This window comes from Aureimonas sp. Leaf427, assembly GCF_001425485.1.
Lineage (GTDB): Bacteria > Pseudomonadota > Alphaproteobacteria > Rhizobiales > Rhizobiaceae > Plantimonas.
On the sequence record NZ_LMQW01000023.1, the window covers coordinates 119938 to 135709 of the forward strand.

The window sequence follows — 15772 nt, forward strand, 5'->3', positions numbered from 1 at the left end:
GGCGCGAACGCGCCCCGTTTCGTTTTGCGGTCCCGTTTCGCTTTACGGGAAAGATGGGACTGGCAGAATCGAACCTCGAAGCGTATCGAGAGGGCCCATGGCGCGATACATATTCATCACCGGCGGCGTGGTCTCATCTCTAGGCAAGGGCATCGCATCCGCGGCGCTTGGAGCCTTGCTCCAGGCTCGCGGCTACCGCGTGCGGCTGCGCAAGCTCGATCCCTACCTCAACGTCGATCCGGGCACGATGAGCCCGACGCAGCACGGCGAGGTCTTCGTGACCGACGACGGCGCTGAGACCGATCTCGATCTCGGCCATTACGAGCGCTTCACCGGACGTCCCGCCAACAAGCAGGACAACATCACGACCGGGCGCATCTACAAGGACATCATCGCCAAGGAGCGGCGCGGCGACTATCTCGGCGCGACCGTGCAGGTGATCCCGCACGTCACCGACGCGATCAAGGAGTTCGTGCTGGAGGGCAACGAGGAGGTCGATTTCGTTCTGTGCGAGATCGGCGGCACGGTCGGCGACATCGAGGCCATGCCCTTCATGGAGGCCATCCGCCAGCTCGGCAACGACCTGCCGCGCAACGGCGCGATTTACATCCACCTCACGCTAATGCCCTACATCGCCACCGCCGGCGAGCTGAAGACCAAGCCGACGCAGCATTCCGTCAAGGAACTGCGCTCGATCGGCATCCAGCCCGACATCCTGCTCGTGCGCGCCGACCGTCAGATCCCGAAGGAGGAGCGTCGCAAGATGAGCCTCTTCTGCAATGTGCGCGAGACGGCCGTGATCCAGGCGCTGGACGTCGCGACGATCTACGACGTGCCCATCGCCTATCACCAGGAAGGTCTCGACACGGAGGTCCTCGCGGCCTTCGGGATCGATCCCGCGCCGAAGCCGAAGCTGGAGCGCTGGAAGGCGATCTCGAACGGCATCCGCCATCCCGAGGGCGAGGTCACGATCGCCATCGTCGGCAAGTATACCGGCCTGAAGGACGCCTATAAGTCGCTGATCGAGGCGCTGCAGCATGGCGGCATGGCGAACCATGTGCGTGTGAAGCTCGACTGGATCGAATCGGAGGTCTTCGAGCAGGAGGACCCCGCGCCCTATCTCGACCGCGTCAACGGCATTCTGGTTCCCGGCGGGTTCGGCGAACGCGGCTCGGAAGGCAAGATCTTCGCGGCCCGCTTCGCGCGGGAGCGGAACGTGCCCTATTTCGGCATCTGCTTCGGCATGCAGATGGCGGTCATCGAGGCGGCCCGGTCGCTCGCCGGAATCGCGGATGCCGGCTCGACCGAGTTCGGCCCGACGTCGGAGCCCGTGGTCGGCCTGATGACGGAGTGGATGAAGGGCAACGAGCTGGAGCAGCGGGGCGCCGCGGGCGATCTCGGCGGCACGATGCGGCTCGGCGCCTATCAGGCGCATCTGAAGGCCGGCTCGCGCATCGCGGAGATCTACGGCGGCACCGAGATCAGCGAGCGCCACCGCCATCGCTACGAGGTCAACCGGGCCTATCGCGAGCGGCTGGAGGAGAAGGGCCTGATCTTCGCGGGCATGTCGCCGGACGGCCTGCTGCCCGAAACGGTCGAGCTGCCGAACCATCCCTGGTTCATCGGCGTGCAGTATCACCCGGAGCTGAAGTCCCGGCCCTTCGAGCCGCATCCGCTCTTCTCCTCCTTCGTCGCGGCGGCGTTGGAACAGGCGAGACTGGTGTGATCGGAGTGGAAAGGCGCCGGCTCGACCATGTCGTCATGCCGGTTCCGCATCTCGAAACGGCGCGCGCCTCGCTCGCGAGCCTCGGCTTCACCGTCGCGCCCGATGCCGTGCATCCGTTCGGCACCGAGAATGCCTGCATCTTCTTTTCGGACGGCACCTATATCGAGCCGCTCGGCATCGCGGAGCGGGAGGTCTGCGAGGTGCAGGCGATCGCGGGCAACGTGTTCGTCGCGCATGATCAGGCCTATCGCTTTCGGCGGGGCGTGCCGGGATTTGAAGGGCTCGCCTTCGCTTCCGACGACGCCCTTGCTGATCGCGGGCGCTTCGAGCGGGCCGGCATCGCCGACGGGGAGATTTTGGAGTTTCGCCGTCTGGCGCGCTCGCCCGATGGCAGCGAGGCCGAGCTCGGATTTCGGCTCGCCTTCGCGCGCGACCGGCGCGCGCCGGACCTCTCGCTCTTCGCCTGCGAGCCGATTCATCGCTTCAAGCCGGATCGATCGGCCCTGACGGGCCATCCGAACGGGACGACGGGAATTCGTCGCGTGGTCATGTCCGAGCCCAATCCGACGGACTTCCAGTACCTTCTGCAGGAGGTCGTCGGCGAGCGGTCGATCCTCGCCGATGGGTTCGGCTTCTCCATCGAGACGGGAAACGTCACGATCGAGGTCGCTTCGCCGGACGCGCTCGGGCTTCGCTACGGCGCCGCGCGCGATGGCGAACGAGGCCTTCGCATCGAAGGGCTCGTGCTCGGCACCCGTGACCTCTCCGCCGTCGAGGACCATTGCCGGAGGGCGGGAGCTCCCGCGACGCGGCTCGGCGAGCGGCTCGTCGTGCGCCTTGGCTCAGCAAGCGGTGCTTTTCTCGCTTTCGAACGGGTTTGAACGCGTGCGGGAGGAGCTTCCCGTCCAAATCGCGGTTCAAACCGTCATCGCCTTCCTATAGAGGCTTTCGCGAGCCATCGAGAAGGAGTGGGCATGACTGCGATCATCGACATCATCGGACGTGAGATCCTCGACAGCCGGGGCAACCCGACCGTGGAAGTGGACGTCGTCCTCGAAGACGGCACCATGGGCCGTGCGGCCGTTCCCTCCGGCGCCTCGACGGGCGCGCACGAGGCGGTCGAGCTGCGCGACGGCGGCGAGCGCTATCTCGGCAAGGGCGTTCTGAACGCCGTCGAAGCGGTGAACGGCGAAATCTTCGAGGCGCTCTGCGGCCTCGAGGCCGAAAACCAGATGCGCATCGACCAGATCCTTCTCGAGCTCGATGGGACCGAGAACAAGAGCCGTCTCGGCGCCAACGCGATCCTCGGCGTCTCGCTGGCCGTCGCGAAGGCCGCGGCCGACGCTTCGGGCCTGCCGCTCTACCGCTATGTCGGCGGTGCCAGCGCCCATGTCCTGCCCGTGCCGATGATGAACATCATCAACGGCGGCGCGCATGCCGACAACCCGATCGACTTCCAGGAATTCATGATCATGCCCTATGGGGCGGAGACCTTCGCCGAGGGTCTGCGCATGGGCGCGGAAGTCTTCCACACGCTGAAGACCATGCTGAAGAAGGCCGGCCACAACACCAATGTCGGCGACGAGGGCGGCTTCGCGCCGAATCTCGAATCGGCCAAGGCGGGTCTCGACTTCGTGATGCAGGCGATCGAGAAGGCCGGCTACAAGCCGGGCGAGGAGATCGGTCTCGCGCTCGACTGCGCCTCCACCGAGTTCTTCAAGGGCGGCGTCTACGACCTCGAAGGCGAAGGCCGCAAGCTCTCGCCGGACGAGATGGCCGGCTACCTCGCCGAGCTGGCGGGCGCCTACCCGATCGTCTCGATCGAGGACGGCATGTCCGAGGACGACTGGAGCGGCTGGAAGAGCCTCACCGACAAGATCGGCAAGACCTGCCAGCTCGTCGGCGACGATCTCTTCGTCACCAACTCCAAGCGCCTGCGCGAGGGCATCGAGAAGGGCGTCGCCAACTCGATCCTCGTCAAGGTGAACCAGATCGGTTCGCTGACGGAGACGCTCGACGCGGTGAGCGTCGCGCACCGTGCCGGCTACACGGCCGTCATGTCGCACCGCTCGGGTGAGACCGAGGATTCCACGATCGCCGATCTCGCGGTCGCCACGAATTGCGGACAGATCAAGACCGGCTCGCTCGCGCGTTCCGACCGGCTCGCCAAGTACAACCAGCTTCTCCGCATCGAAGAAGAATTGGGCGACCAGGCGGTCTATGCCGGCCGCTCCATCCTGCGCCGCTAACACCGTTCGACCATAGAAGGGGCGCGCGGTCGCAAGGCCGCGCGCCCCTTTTCCGTTTGCGGCTGCTAGGAATGCGCGGCGCATGCCGAACGGCTCTGCCTCCATCGATCCTTCGTCAAGCTTAACCGGCCTTTAAAGCCGATCGGGCAGGATGATCGCATGGAGACGACGATGCGCACCAAACAACACCGCAAATCGCGAATGGGACGGCTGATCGTGCCGGCCATCACCGGCAGCTTCCTCGCCTACTTCGCCTTCCACGCGCAGAGCGGCCGCTTCGGGCTGGAGGCGAAGAGCGTGCTGGCGACCGAGCTCGTCCAGAGCGAGGCGCGTTACGCCAAGCTTCTGCAGGAGCGCCAGTCCCTGGAGCGCCGGGTGCAGCTTCTCCACGACGGGACGCTCGAACGCGACATGATCGACGAGCGGGCGCGAGAGTCGCTCGGATATGTCGCCCCGGACGAGATCGCCATCCTGCGCTGAATCCTTCATCAGACAATAACCAGATTTCGGTTTAGAATGCTGCCGTGCAGCAATATAACCGAAATCCGGTTCATACCGATGTGTCGCTTGCGTGGCTCGTTTCTGACCGTATAGTCCGCCCCAACGCATCCTATGGATGCTGGCGGCGCGGGAGTTACGGATATGGCGGGCAACAAGCCGAAGAAGCTTTCGGTCGATGGAACGGACGAGCAGCCGCAGGATGGCGCCGCCGAGATCGTCCGGACGCTTCAGACCTTCGAGGCTCCGGCCCCGGTCGAGTTCACCAAGGAACAGGAGCTGCGTGCCTATGGCGACATGCTCCTCATTCGCCGCTTCGAGGAAAAGGCCGGCCAGCTCTATGGCATGGGCTTCATCGGCGGCTTCTGCCACCTCTATATCGGCCAGGAAGCGGTCGTCGTGGGCATGCAGCTCGCGATGAAGGAGGGCGACCAGGTCGTCACCGGCTATCGCGACCACGGGCACATGCTCGCCACCGGCATGGAGCCGCGCGGCGTGATGGCGGAGCTGACCGGACGCCGTGGAGGCTACTCCAAGGGCAAGGGCGGCTCGATGCACATGTTCTCGAAGGAGAAGAAGTTCTTCGGCGGGCACGGCATCGTCGGCGCGCAGGTCTCGATCGGCACGGGCCTCGGCTTCTCCAACGTCTACAATGGCACGGACTCGATCGCGCTGACCTATTTCGGCGACGGCGCCTCCAACCAGGGGCAGGTCTACGAGAGCTTCAACATGGCGTCGCTGTGGAAGCTGCCGGTGGTCTACATCATCGAGAACAACCGCTACGCCATGGGCACGTCGGTCAGCCGCGCCAGCGCGGAGACGAACTTCGCCCATCGCGGCATCTCCTTCAAGATCCCGGGCATCCAGGTCGACGGCATGGACGTGCGCGCCGTGAAGGCCGCCGGCGATCTGGCGGCCGCACACTGCCGCTCGGGCGCCGGACCGATCATCCTCGAAATGATGACCTATCGCTATCGCGGCCACTCCATGTCGGACCCGGCCAAGTACCGGTCGCGCGACGAGGTGCAGAAGATGCGGTCGGATCACGATCCGATCGAGCAGGTGAAGCAGCGGCTGATCGAGGCGCACGGCGTCTCGGAAGACGAGCTGAAGGACATCGACAAGAAGGTGCGCGACACGGTCGCCGACTCGGCCGATTTTGCGCAGAACGACCGCGAGCCCGACGTCTCGGAACTGTGGACCGACATCTATGCGGACGAAGTTCCGCAGGCGGCCGAGTAAGGGGGAGCGACAGACATGCCCATCAATATCCTGATGCCCGCCCTCTCTCCGACCATGGAGGAGGGCACGCTCTCCAAGTGGATCAAGAACGAAGGCGACAAGGTCTCCTCGGGCGACGTGATCGCCGAGATCGAGACCGACAAGGCCACGATGGAAGTCGAGGCCGTCGATGAAGGCACGCTCGGCAAGATCCTCGTCGCCGCCGGCACCGAAGGCGTGAAGGTCAATGCGGCCATCGCGATCCTTCTCTCCGAGGGCGAGGACGCTTCCGCCCTGGAAGGCGGCGCCAAGGCCGAGGCTCCGGCCGCTCCCAAGCCCGCCGACGACGCCGGCGAGAAGGCGACCTCCGAGACGGTCGCCGGATCGAAGAGCGTTCCGGCCGAGGGCATGAAGCATCCCGAGCCCGACGACAAGGAAGGGGATGTCGAGCAGTTCCCCGCCGGCGTCGAGCTGGTACCGACCACGGTGCGCGAGGCGCTTCGCGACGCGATGGCCGAAGAGATGCGCCGCGACGGTTCGGTCTTCCTGATGGGCGAAGAGGTCGCCGAGTATCAGGGCGCCTACAAGATCAGCCAGGGCCTCCTCGAAGAGTTCGGCGCGCGCCGCGTCGTGGACACGCCGATCACGGAGCACGGCTTTGCCGGTCTCGGCGTCGGCGCGGCCTTCGGCGGCCTGAAGCCGATCATCGAGTTCATGACGTTCAACTTCGCCATGCAGGCGATCGACCACATCATCAACTCGGCGGCGAAGACGCTCTACATGGCCGGCGGCCAGATGGGCTGCCCGATCGTCTTCCGCGGCCCGAACGGCGCGGCGGCCCGCGTCGGCGCGCAGCACAGCCAGGACTATGCCGCTTGGTACGGCCAGATCCCGGGCCTCAAGGTCGTCATGCCCTACACGGCGGCGGACGCGAAGGGCCTGATGAAGGCGGCGATCCGCGATCCGAACCCGGTCGTCTTCCTCGAGAACGAGATTCTCTACGGCCAGACGTTCGACGTGCCGAAGGGCGATGACTGGCTCGTTCCGATCGGCAAGGCGCGCATCCACAAGAAGGGACGCGACGTCACCATCGTCTCCTTCGGCATCGGCATGACCTACACGGTCAAGGCTGCCGAGGAACTGGCGAAGGAGGGCATCGACGTCGAGATCATCGATCTGCGGACCATCCGCCCGCTCGACATCGAGACGGTCGTGCGCTCGGTGAAGAAGACGAACCGCTGCGTCACCGTCGAGGAAGGCTGGCCGCAGAGCTCGATCGGCTCGCACATCGCCTCCGAGCTGATGGAGCGCGCCTTCGATCATCTCGATGCGCCGGTCCTGAAGGTCACGGGCAAGGACGTGCCCATGCCCTATGCCGCCAACCTCGAAAAGCTGGCGCTTCCGACGGTCAAGGACGTGATCGACGCGGTCAAGTCCGTCTGCTACCGCGCATAAGGGAGGCACCGCGATGCCCATCAACATCACGATGCCCGCTCTCTCCCCCACGATGGAAGAGGGCAACCTCGCCAAGTGGCTGGTGAAGGAGGGCGACAAGGTCTCCTCCGGCGACGTCATTGCCGAAATCGAGACCGACAAGGCCACGATGGAGGTCGAGGCCGTCGACGAGGGCACGATCGCCAAGATCGTGGTTCCCGCCGGCACGGAAGGCGTGAAGGTCAACGCCGTGATCGCGATTCTCGCGGCCGAGGGCGAGGATGCGTCGGCTCCCGCCGATGCCGCGCCGAAGGGCGGCGCCATCGCGGCCGATCCGAAGGCGGACAATGCCGTCGTCGGCTCGACCGCCGATGCCAAGGATGCCGATGCGCGGGGCGACGCCAAGCCCGCCGAGACGAGCACCGCCAAGGGCGGCTCGCCTGCTTCTTCTCAAGGCACGGGCGGCCGCGTCTTCGCCTCGCCGCTCGCCCGCCGCATCGCCAAGGACAGCGGTGTCGATCTCTCCGCCGTGACGGGCTCCGGTCCGAATGGCCGCATTGTTCGCGCCGACGTGGAAGCCGCCGCCAAGGCTGGCCCCGCCCCGAAGGCGGCCCCTGCCGCCGAGGCTTCCGTCGCGAAGGCCGAGGCGCCCGCCGCTGCCGCCAGCGCTCCGAAGGGGCAGAGCGACGAGCAGGTTCGCAAGCTCTTCGCGGAAGGCTCCTACGAGGCCGTGCCGCATGACGGCATGCGCAAGACGATCGCGCGCCGCCTGCAGGAATCCAAGCAGAACGTTCCGCACTTCTACCTGACGGTCGATATCGAGCTCGACGCGCTGCTGGCGCTGCGCAGCCAGCTGAATGCGGCCGCTCCGACGGTGAAGACCGAAAAGGGCGACGCGCCGGCCTACAAGCTTTCCGTAAACGACATGGTCATCAAGGCCATGGCGCTGGCTCTGAAGGCGGTGCCGGAGGCGAACGTGTCCTGGACGGATTCGGCCATGCTCAAGCACAAGCATGCCGATGTCGGCGTCGCCGTCTCCATCGAGGGCGGCCTCATCACGCCGATCATCCGGCGCGCGGAGGAGAAGACGCTGTCCACCATCTCCAACGAGATGAAGGATCTGGCCCGGCGCGCCCGCTCGCGCAAGCTGAAGCCCGACGAGTACAATGGTGGCACGACGGCGGTCTCGAACCTCGGCATGTTCGGTGTCAAGGACTTCGCCGCCATCGTGAACCCGCCGCATGCGACCATCCTCGCCGTCGGCGCGGGCGAGCCGCGCGCGGTGGTGAAGTCGGGTGCCGTCGTCGTTGCGACCGTCATGTCCGTGACGCTCTCGACCGATCACCGGGCCGTCGACGGCGCGCTCGGCGCTGAGCTGATCCAGGCGTTCAAGGGCTTCATCGAGAGCCCCATGTCGATGCTGGTCTGAGGAGAGGGGTCTTGAAGACCATCCTTTGCTTCGGCGATTCTCTGACCTGGGGCTACGACGCCGCGTCGGCGGGGCGGCACGCGATCGAGGATCGCTGGCCGACCCGTCTGGCGGCGGGCCTCGGCGCGGGGCACGTCGTCATTCCGGAAGGATTGAACGGACGCACCACCGCCTATGACGACAACACCTCGGCGGCCGAGCGCAACGGCGCCAAGATCCTGCCGACGCTGCTCGGGACGCACCAGCCGATCGATCTCGTCGTGGTGCTGCTCGGCACCAACGACCTCAAGCGCCACACGGGCGGCGGTCGCGCCTTCGAGGCGCGGATCGGGATGGAGCGGATCGTCGAGATCATCAAGACGTATCCCTACCATCGCGGCATGGCGGCGCCGAAGATCCTGATCGTCGCGCCGCCATCCTTCGTGGCGACCGACGATCCCGACTTCACGCTGCTCTTCTCGCACGGCATCGAGGAGTCCCAGGGGCTGCCGGTGGCCTTGGCGATGGTCGCGGACGAATACGGCTGCGACATTTTCGATGCGTCCGAAGTCTGCGAGACGACGCCGCTGGACGGCATCCATCTCGACGCGGAAAACACCCGGCGGTTGGGCGATGCCCTGGTCGAGCCGGTCCGAACGATCCTCGCGCGGGCTTGAAGCCACGGCGCCACACCTCCCATCAAGGACCTTGTGATGGCTGAAACCTATGACGTCCTGATCATCGGCGGCGGACCCGGCGGCTATGTCGCGGCGATTCGCGCCGCCCAGCTCGGCTTTCGCACCGCCGTCGTGGAGCGCGAACATCTCGGCGGTATCTGCCTCAACTGGGGCTGCATCCCGACGAAGGCATTGCTGCGCTCGGCCGAGATCTTCCACTATGCCGAACATGGCGCGAACTACGGGCTGAACATTCAGAAGCCCAGCTTCGACATGGCGGCCGTCGTCAAGCGCTCGCGCGGCGTCTCGGCGCAGCTGAACGGCGGCGTCGCCTATCTGATGAAGAAGAACAAGATCGACGTCATCTGGGGCGAGGCGCGAATCGAGAAGGCGGGGAAGGGCGGTCCCATCGAGGTCTCCGTCGGCAAGATGAAGAAGCCGGTCGTCGAGCCGCAGAACCCGGTTCCGAAGGGGGTTCTCGGCGAAGGCACGTACAAGGCCAAGCATGTGATCGTCGCGACGGGCGCCCGTCCGCGCGTCCTGCCCGGCATCGAGCCGGATGGCGACCGCATCTGGACCTACTTCGAGGCGATGAAGCCCAAAGCCATGCCGAAATCCCTGATCGTCATGGGATCGGGCGCGATCGGCATCGAGTTCGCGAGCTTCTACCTCACCATGGGCGCCGACGTGACCGTGGTCGAGCTGCTGCCGCAGATCATGCCGGTCGAGGATGCCGAGATCGCCGCCGTCGCGCGCAAGCAGCTGGAGAAGCAGGGCCTGAAGGTCCTGACGGATGCCAAGGTCGCCAAGGTCACGAAGACGTCCGACGGCGTCTCCGTCGTCGTCGAGACCAAGGACGGCAAGGCTCAGACGCTGACCGCAGAACGCCTCATCTCCGCCGTCGGCGTCCAGGGCAACACCGAGAACCTCAACCTCGAAGGCGTCGGCGTCGCGGTGGAGCGCGGCACGATCAAGATCGACGGCGTCGGCCGCACCAATGTCGAAGGCATCTACGCGATCGGCGACGTGGCGGGCGCCCCGATGCTTGCGCACAAGGCCGAGCACGAGGGCACGATCTGCGTCGAGGCGATCAAGGGCCTTCATCCGCACGCGATGAAGAAGACGGAGATTCCCGGCTGCACCTACTGCCAGCCTCAGGTCGCCTCCGTCGGCCTGACCGAGGCCAAGGCGAAGGAGAGCGGGCGCGAGGTCAAGGTCGGCCGCTTCAAGTTCCAAGGCAACGGTAAGGCCATCGCGCTCGGCGAGCCGGAGGGCATGGTGAAGACGGTGTTCGACGCCAAGACCGGCGAACTCCTGGGCGCCCACATGGTCGGCGCGGAGGTGACCGAGCTGATCCAGGGCTTTGTCATCGCCATGGGATTGGAGACGACCGAGGAAGACCTCATGCACACCTGCTTCCCGCATCCGACCCTTTCGGAGATGATGCACGAGAGCGTCCTCGACGCCTATGGCAAGGTCATCCACCAGTAGGCGGGTGGCGAGACCGAAAGCGTCTCGGATCAACGAGGAAGAGGCACCGGCCGGCGCATTCCGCGCTACCGGTGCCTTTTTTTATTGCCGGCATCAGGATCGGACGATCCGTGTCTTGAGCAACGGCAGCCGCGACGCACCCGCTCCAAAAGTTCCGCTCTCGACGGAAAGTTTTTAATTGCGGCGACATCTTGCCGCCGGCTCTCCGCACACAATTTTGAACGCAGACGAAGTTGTCTGGTCAGGAGAGTAAACATGGATACCAACGGCGTAGGCTGGATCGGCGCGATCATCATCGGCGGCATTGCAGGATTTCTCGCCGAGCAGTTCATGAAGAGCAACATGGGGCTCCTCATGAACATCATTCTCGGCATCATCGGCGCGGTGGTGCTCAACGCCATTCTCGCGGCCCTCGGCTTCAGCTTCGGCGTAGGCTGGATTCCGTATCTGATCACCGGCTTTATCGGCGCTTGCCTGCTGATTGCTGTGGCCCGGCTGTTTCAAGGCCGCACGGTCCGGTAACGGAAGGCTTTCGAACGCCGTCAAGTGATGGACAGGATCGCGCCGCGCCCGTAAGATCGGGCCATGGTCACGATCTTGGATACACGGAGCGCAGCCGGGGCCGAGCCTCGGCTGCGCCACCCCGAAAAAGCAAACCGGCCGGACTCCATTTCCGCGCCGAAGCCGGACTGGATCCGGGTCAAGGCGCCCGTATCGCCGGGCTATTACGAAACCCGCGAGATCGTCAAATCGAACAATCTCGTGACCGTCTGCGAAGAGGCGGGGTGCCCCAATATCGGCGGATGTTGGGAGAAGAAGCACGCGACCTTCATGATCATGGGCGGCATCTGCACGCGGGCCTGCGCCTTCTGCAACGTCGCCACCGGCAAGCCGCATGCCTTGAACGCCGAGGAGCCCTTGAGCGTCGGCCGCGCGGTCGCCAAGATGGGCCTCAACCACGTCGTCATCACGTCCGTGGACCGCGACGATCTTCCCGATGGCGGCGCCGAACATTTCGCCGAGACCATTCGCGCCATTCGCGCGGCAGCCCCCGGAACGACGATCGAAATCCTGACGCCCGACTTCCTGCGCAAGCCCGGCGCGCTGGAAACCGTTGTCGCGGCCAAGCCCGACGTCTTCAACCACAATCTCGAGACCGTTCCCTCCAACTATCTGACGGTTCGCCCCGGCGCGCGCTACTTCCACTCCATCCGCCTTCTCCAGCGCGTGAAGGAGCTGGACCCGACAATGTTCACCAAGTCCGGCATCATGGTCGGGCTCGGCGAGGAGCGGAACGAGGTGCTTCAGCTGATGGACGACCTGCGCACGGCGGACGTCGACTTCATCACGATCGGCCAGTATCTCCAGCCGACCAAGAAGCATCATGCTGTCATCAAGTTCGTGACGCCGGACGAGTTCAAGTCCTACGAGACGGTCGCCTATTCGAAGGGGTTCCTGGTCGTCGCGTCCAGCCCGCTGACGCGGTCGTCGCACCATGCCGGCGAGGATTTCGAGCGGCTGAAGCAGGCGCGTCTCGACAGGCCTGCAGCGGCCTGACCTCTGCCCGCGCGCGGCGACGTTCAAAAGGGCAACGACGTTCAAAAGGCGGGGGTGGATCGATTCCGTTTCCGTTTTTCAGTCAATGTGACGATGCCGCCGCAGCCTCGTGCCGTGGTCGCGCGTTCGAGCGTCTGGAGCGCCCGGCAGGAGCGCTCGGAAATCCGATGAGATCGTAACGACATGCCGAAATTCCAGACGACCCGACCGGTTCGGCACGCGCCGGAGCAGATGTTCGATCTCGTGGCGGACGTCGCGAAGTACCCCGAGTTTCTGCCGCTCTGCCAACGGCTGGAAATCCGCTCCACCCGGGAGCGGGAGGGCAAGACGCTGCTGATCGCCGATATGACGGTCGCCTATAAGATGGTCCGCGAGACCTTCACCTCGCAGGTTCTCCTGAATCGCGAGGATCGGCAGATCGACGTGAAATATGTCGACGGCCCGTTCCGCTATCTCGACAACCGCTGGAGCTTCGAGCCGAAGGCGGGCGGCGGGTGCGACGTGACGTTCGACATCGACTACGAGTTCAAGAGCCGGACGCTCGGCCTCCTGATGGGCTCGATGTTCGACTACGCCTTCCGCCGATTCGCGGTCGCTTTCGAGACGCGGGCCGACGCGATCTACGGGGCGGCGGCGCCTTCGGTCGCCGCGCGCTGAGCGGCCCAGTCGTTCAGTATCTCCAGGGCCAGCGCCACCGTCGCGGCGCGGACGCCCGATCGCCCGAGATCGCCGAAGCGCCGGACCTCGTGGCGCGTGCCCTCCGCGGTCGCCAGCGCGAAATGGACGAGGCCGACGGGCTTCTCGCCCGATCCGCCGCCGGGACCGGCAATGCCCGTGACGGCCACGGCGGCATCCGCCCCCGATCTGAGGCGCCCGCCCTCCGCCATCGCACAGGCAACCTCCCGCGACACCGCGCCGACACGGTCGAGAAGGTCTTCCGGCACCCCGACGAGAGCGGTCTTCGCCGCGTTCGAATAGGTGACGAAGCCCATGTCGAAGACCGCCGACGAGCCCGCGACATCCGTGATCGCGGCGGCGATCAAGCCGCCCGTGCAGCTTTCCACCGTCGTGACGCGTAGCGAGAGAGCGCGGAGGCGCTCGACGAGCCCGGCGGCCGGAAGCGTCATGGGGCTTCTCCATAGGAGACGCTGGCGGTCGCAATGGCCGCGATGCCCTCGCGTCGGCCGACGAAGCCGATCGTCTCGTTCGTCGTCGCTTTGACGGACACGCGGGTGAGATCGAGCCCGGTCATCTCCGCGACGGCGCGGCGCATGGCCTCGCGATGCGGTGCGATCTTGGGCGCTTCGCAGATGAGGGAAATGTCGGCGTTCATGATGCGCCCGCCTGCGGCGGCGACGAGCTCGACGGCGCGCCGCACGAAGATATGCGAGGCCGCGCCGCGCCACTGCATGTCGCTCGGCGGGAAGTGATCGCCGATATCGCCGGCGCCGCAGGTCGCCAGAAGCGCGTCGGTGAGGGCGTGAAGGCCGACATCGGCGTCGGAATGGCCGGACAGCGCCTGATCGTGCGGGATGCGGACGCCGCAGAGGGTGACGTGATCGCCGGCGACGAGCTGGTGAACGTCGTAGCCATTGCCCGTGCGCACATCGATCATGGGGGCTCCTTGCGAAAGCATGGCCGCGGCCCGAACGAAATCGTCGGGGCGGGTGAGTTTGATGTTGGCGACGGTGCCCTCGACGAGCGTGACGCGAAGGCCGCGCCATTCGGCGATGGCGGCATCGTCCGTAAAGTCTCGACGGCCCGCCGATGCCGCTTGGCGATGCGCTTCGAGAATCGCGGCGAAGGGAAAACCCTGCGGGGTCTGCGCCGCGAACAGGCCCTCGCGCGGAACGGTTTCGGCGACATGGAGCCCGGACGAGCCGGCGCGTTTCAGCGTGTCGGTCAAGGCGAGGCCGGGCAGGGCGCCGCCGTCGGTCTCCCGAACGGCGTCGATCACGCCCTTGATGGTCCAGGGCGAGACGAAGGGGCGGGCGGCGTCGTGGATGAGAACGATGTCGGGCGCGTCGGCGGCCAGGGCCTCGAGGCCGAGGCGCACCGAATCCTGCCGCGTCGCGCCGCCGGTGACGACCCGAGGGCGCGGCAGGTCGTCGAGAGCCTCGGCGAAGAGAAGATCGTCATCGCGGTGTATTGCGACGATCATATCCGTCAGCCCGGCCTCCGCGAAGGCTTCGAGCGTGCGGCGCAGGACGCTTCGGCCGGCGAGGCGCCGGTACTGCTTCGGCCCGAGGCCAGGATCGCCCGCTCGCTCGCCGCGGCCCGCCGCGACGATGAGCACGGCAATCGATGATGCCGACATTGCGCTGCACCCTTGTCCCCATATTTCGCGCGATGGGAACCACAACGGCGCCTGCTTCTCAAGCGGACATGCTTGTCATTTGGGCATGCCTCGGTAAATTAGCCGGTGATGACGAAAGATTCGACAGAAGTTAAGGGTGCCCAACCTCTAGGCGGTTCAGCGTCGGCCGGTGTCGGGGAGCTGCGCCTTTCCGGACTGACGCTGCCCAACCGCGTCTTCCTGGCGCCGCTGTCCGGCATTTCGGATGTGCCTTTCCGGCGCCTGGCCCGCCGTTTCGGAGCGGGATTGGTCGTGTCGGAAATGGTCGCGAGCGCCGAGTTCGTCGCGGGCGACGCCGAGAGTGCGCTGCGGGCGATGCGCGACGGATCGGGGCCTCATGTCGTCCAGCTGGCCGGTCGCGATCCCGTCTGGATGAAGGCGGCCGCCGCGAAGCTCGCGGATCTTGGAGCGGACCTCATCGACATCAACATGGGCTGCCCCGCCAAGAAGGTCGTCGGCGGCCTGTCGGGCTCGGCGCTGATGCGCGAGCCCGAGCTGGCGCTCTCCATCGTCGAGGCGACGGTGGCAGGAGCCGGCTCGGTTCCGGTGACGTTGAAGATGCGCCTCGGTTGGGACGAGCGCTCGCTGAACGCGGCCGAGATCGCCGTGCGGGCGGAAAGCGCCGGCGTGCGCATGATCACCGTGCACGGGCGCACGCGGTGCCAGTTCTACGAGGGCCGCGCCGACTGGGCGGCCATCGCAGCGGTGAAGCGGGCGGTCTCCGTTCCGGTCGTCGCGAACGGCGACCTGACCGCGGCCGCGGACCGGCCCGACATGCTTCGGCAAAGCGGGGCGGATGCGGTGATGATCGGGCGCGGTGCCTGCGGGCGCCCCTGGTTCCCGGGCCGCATCGCGGGCGCGACGGGCGCCGATGGTCTCGACCGCATCGTCTTCGCCGATCTCGTCTGCGAGCATTACGAGGCGATGCTGGACCATTACGGCGCGCGCACCGGCATTCGCCATGCGCGCAAGCATCTCGGCTGGTATCTCGACACGTTCGAGGCCGCAGCCGGCACCGTCGCGAAAGCCGACCGCGCTTCCGTCATGACCTCGACGGAGCCGAAGGACGTGCTGGCACGGCTCCGTTCGCTTCTCGGACGGCTCAGCATCGCCGATATCGACCGTCCAGCACTTGCATTCGGAAAGGCGGCCTGA

Annotated in this window: 15 protein-coding genes; 13 read left to right on the forward strand and 2 right to left on the reverse strand. The window is 66.1% G+C overall.

Features of this window, described 5'->3' with window-relative positions:
* Positions 1-97: 97 nt before the first annotated feature.
* The 12 genes from ASG62_RS13905 (at position 98) to ASG62_RS13960 (ending at position 12918) form a co-directional block, all read left to right on the forward strand.
* Positions 98-1726 (forward strand): CTP synthase, encoded by a 1629-nt coding sequence (locus tag ASG62_RS13905; protein WP_056691368.1) that lies wholly within the window; start codon positions 98-100, stop codon positions 1724-1726.
* Complete coding sequence (locus ASG62_RS13910) at positions 1723-2607, forward strand: VOC family protein (RefSeq protein WP_244487496.1); 885 nt, start codon at positions 1723-1725, stop codon at positions 2605-2607. The genes ASG62_RS13905 and ASG62_RS13910 overlap by 4 nt, the downstream gene beginning before the upstream one ends.
* Before the next feature lie 93 nt (positions 2608-2700).
* Positions 2701-3975 (forward strand): phosphopyruvate hydratase, encoded by a 1275-nt coding sequence (eno, locus tag ASG62_RS13915; RefSeq protein WP_056691372.1) that lies wholly within the window; start codon positions 2701-2703, stop codon positions 3973-3975.
* 159 nt (positions 3976-4134) lie between these two features.
* A complete protein-coding gene (locus ASG62_RS13920) occupies positions 4135-4455 on the forward strand; it encodes an FtsB family cell division protein (protein WP_244487497.1) in 321 nt (106 codons plus the stop codon).
* A gap of 162 nt (positions 4456-4617) precedes the next feature.
* A complete protein-coding gene (pdhA, locus tag ASG62_RS13925) occupies positions 4618-5715 on the forward strand; it encodes a pyruvate dehydrogenase (acetyl-transferring) E1 component subunit alpha (RefSeq protein ID WP_156382139.1) in 1098 nt (365 codons plus the stop codon).
* A 15-nt stretch (positions 5716-5730) separates the two neighbouring features.
* Complete coding sequence (locus tag ASG62_RS13930; protein ID WP_056691376.1) at positions 5731-7149, forward strand: pyruvate dehydrogenase complex E1 component subunit beta; 1419 nt, start codon at positions 5731-5733, stop codon at positions 7147-7149.
* Positions 7150-7162: 13 nt separating this feature from the next.
* On the forward strand, positions 7163-8557 hold the full coding sequence (locus ASG62_RS13935; protein ID WP_056691379.1) for a pyruvate dehydrogenase complex dihydrolipoamide acetyltransferase: 1395 nt from the start codon (positions 7163-7165) through the stop codon (positions 8555-8557).
* An 11-nt stretch (positions 8558-8568) separates the two neighbouring features.
* Complete coding sequence (locus tag ASG62_RS13940; RefSeq protein WP_056691383.1) at positions 8569-9213, forward strand: SGNH/GDSL hydrolase family protein; 645 nt, start codon at positions 8569-8571, stop codon at positions 9211-9213.
* 36 nt (positions 9214-9249) lie between these two features.
* Positions 9250-10704, forward strand: coding sequence for a dihydrolipoyl dehydrogenase (gene lpdA, locus ASG62_RS13945; RefSeq protein WP_056691386.1), 1455 nt, complete (start codon positions 9250-9252; stop codon positions 10702-10704).
* Positions 10705-10959: 255 nt separating this feature from the next.
* Positions 10960-11226: a GlsB/YeaQ/YmgE family stress response membrane protein gene (locus tag ASG62_RS13950; RefSeq protein WP_056691389.1), complete on the forward strand. Its 267-nt coding sequence runs from the start codon at positions 10960-10962 to the stop codon at positions 11224-11226.
* Positions 11227-11289: 63 nt separating this feature from the next.
* Positions 11290-12261 carry a lipoyl synthase gene (lipA, locus tag ASG62_RS13955; protein ID WP_056691392.1) on the forward strand — a complete coding sequence of 324 codons (972 nt, stop codon included), beginning with the start codon at positions 11290-11292 and terminating at the stop codon, positions 12259-12261.
* A 183-nt stretch (positions 12262-12444) separates the two neighbouring features.
* Positions 12445-12918, forward strand: a complete 474-nt coding sequence (locus ASG62_RS13960; RefSeq protein WP_056691395.1) for a type II toxin-antitoxin system RatA family toxin — start codon at positions 12445-12447, stop codon at positions 12916-12918.
* Here ASG62_RS13960 and ASG62_RS13965 read toward each other — a convergent pair.
* A complete protein-coding gene (locus ASG62_RS13965; protein ID WP_056691397.1) occupies positions 12882-13388 on the reverse strand; it encodes a CinA family protein in 507 nt (168 codons plus the stop codon). The two genes, ASG62_RS13960 and ASG62_RS13965, sit on opposite strands and share 37 nt — an antisense overlap.
* Positions 13385-14578 (reverse strand): bifunctional 2-C-methyl-D-erythritol 4-phosphate cytidylyltransferase/2-C-methyl-D-erythritol 2,4-cyclodiphosphate synthase, encoded by a 1194-nt coding sequence (locus tag ASG62_RS13970; protein ID WP_056691400.1) that lies wholly within the window; start codon positions 14576-14578, stop codon positions 13385-13387. The genes ASG62_RS13965 and ASG62_RS13970 overlap by 4 nt, the downstream gene beginning before the upstream one ends.
* 180 nt (positions 14579-14758) lie before the next feature.
* On the opposite strand from ASG62_RS13970, the gene dusB reads away from it, so the two are divergent.
* Complete coding sequence (dusB, locus tag ASG62_RS13975) at positions 14759-15772, forward strand: tRNA dihydrouridine synthase DusB (RefSeq protein ID WP_056692149.1); 1014 nt, start codon at positions 14759-14761, stop codon at positions 15770-15772.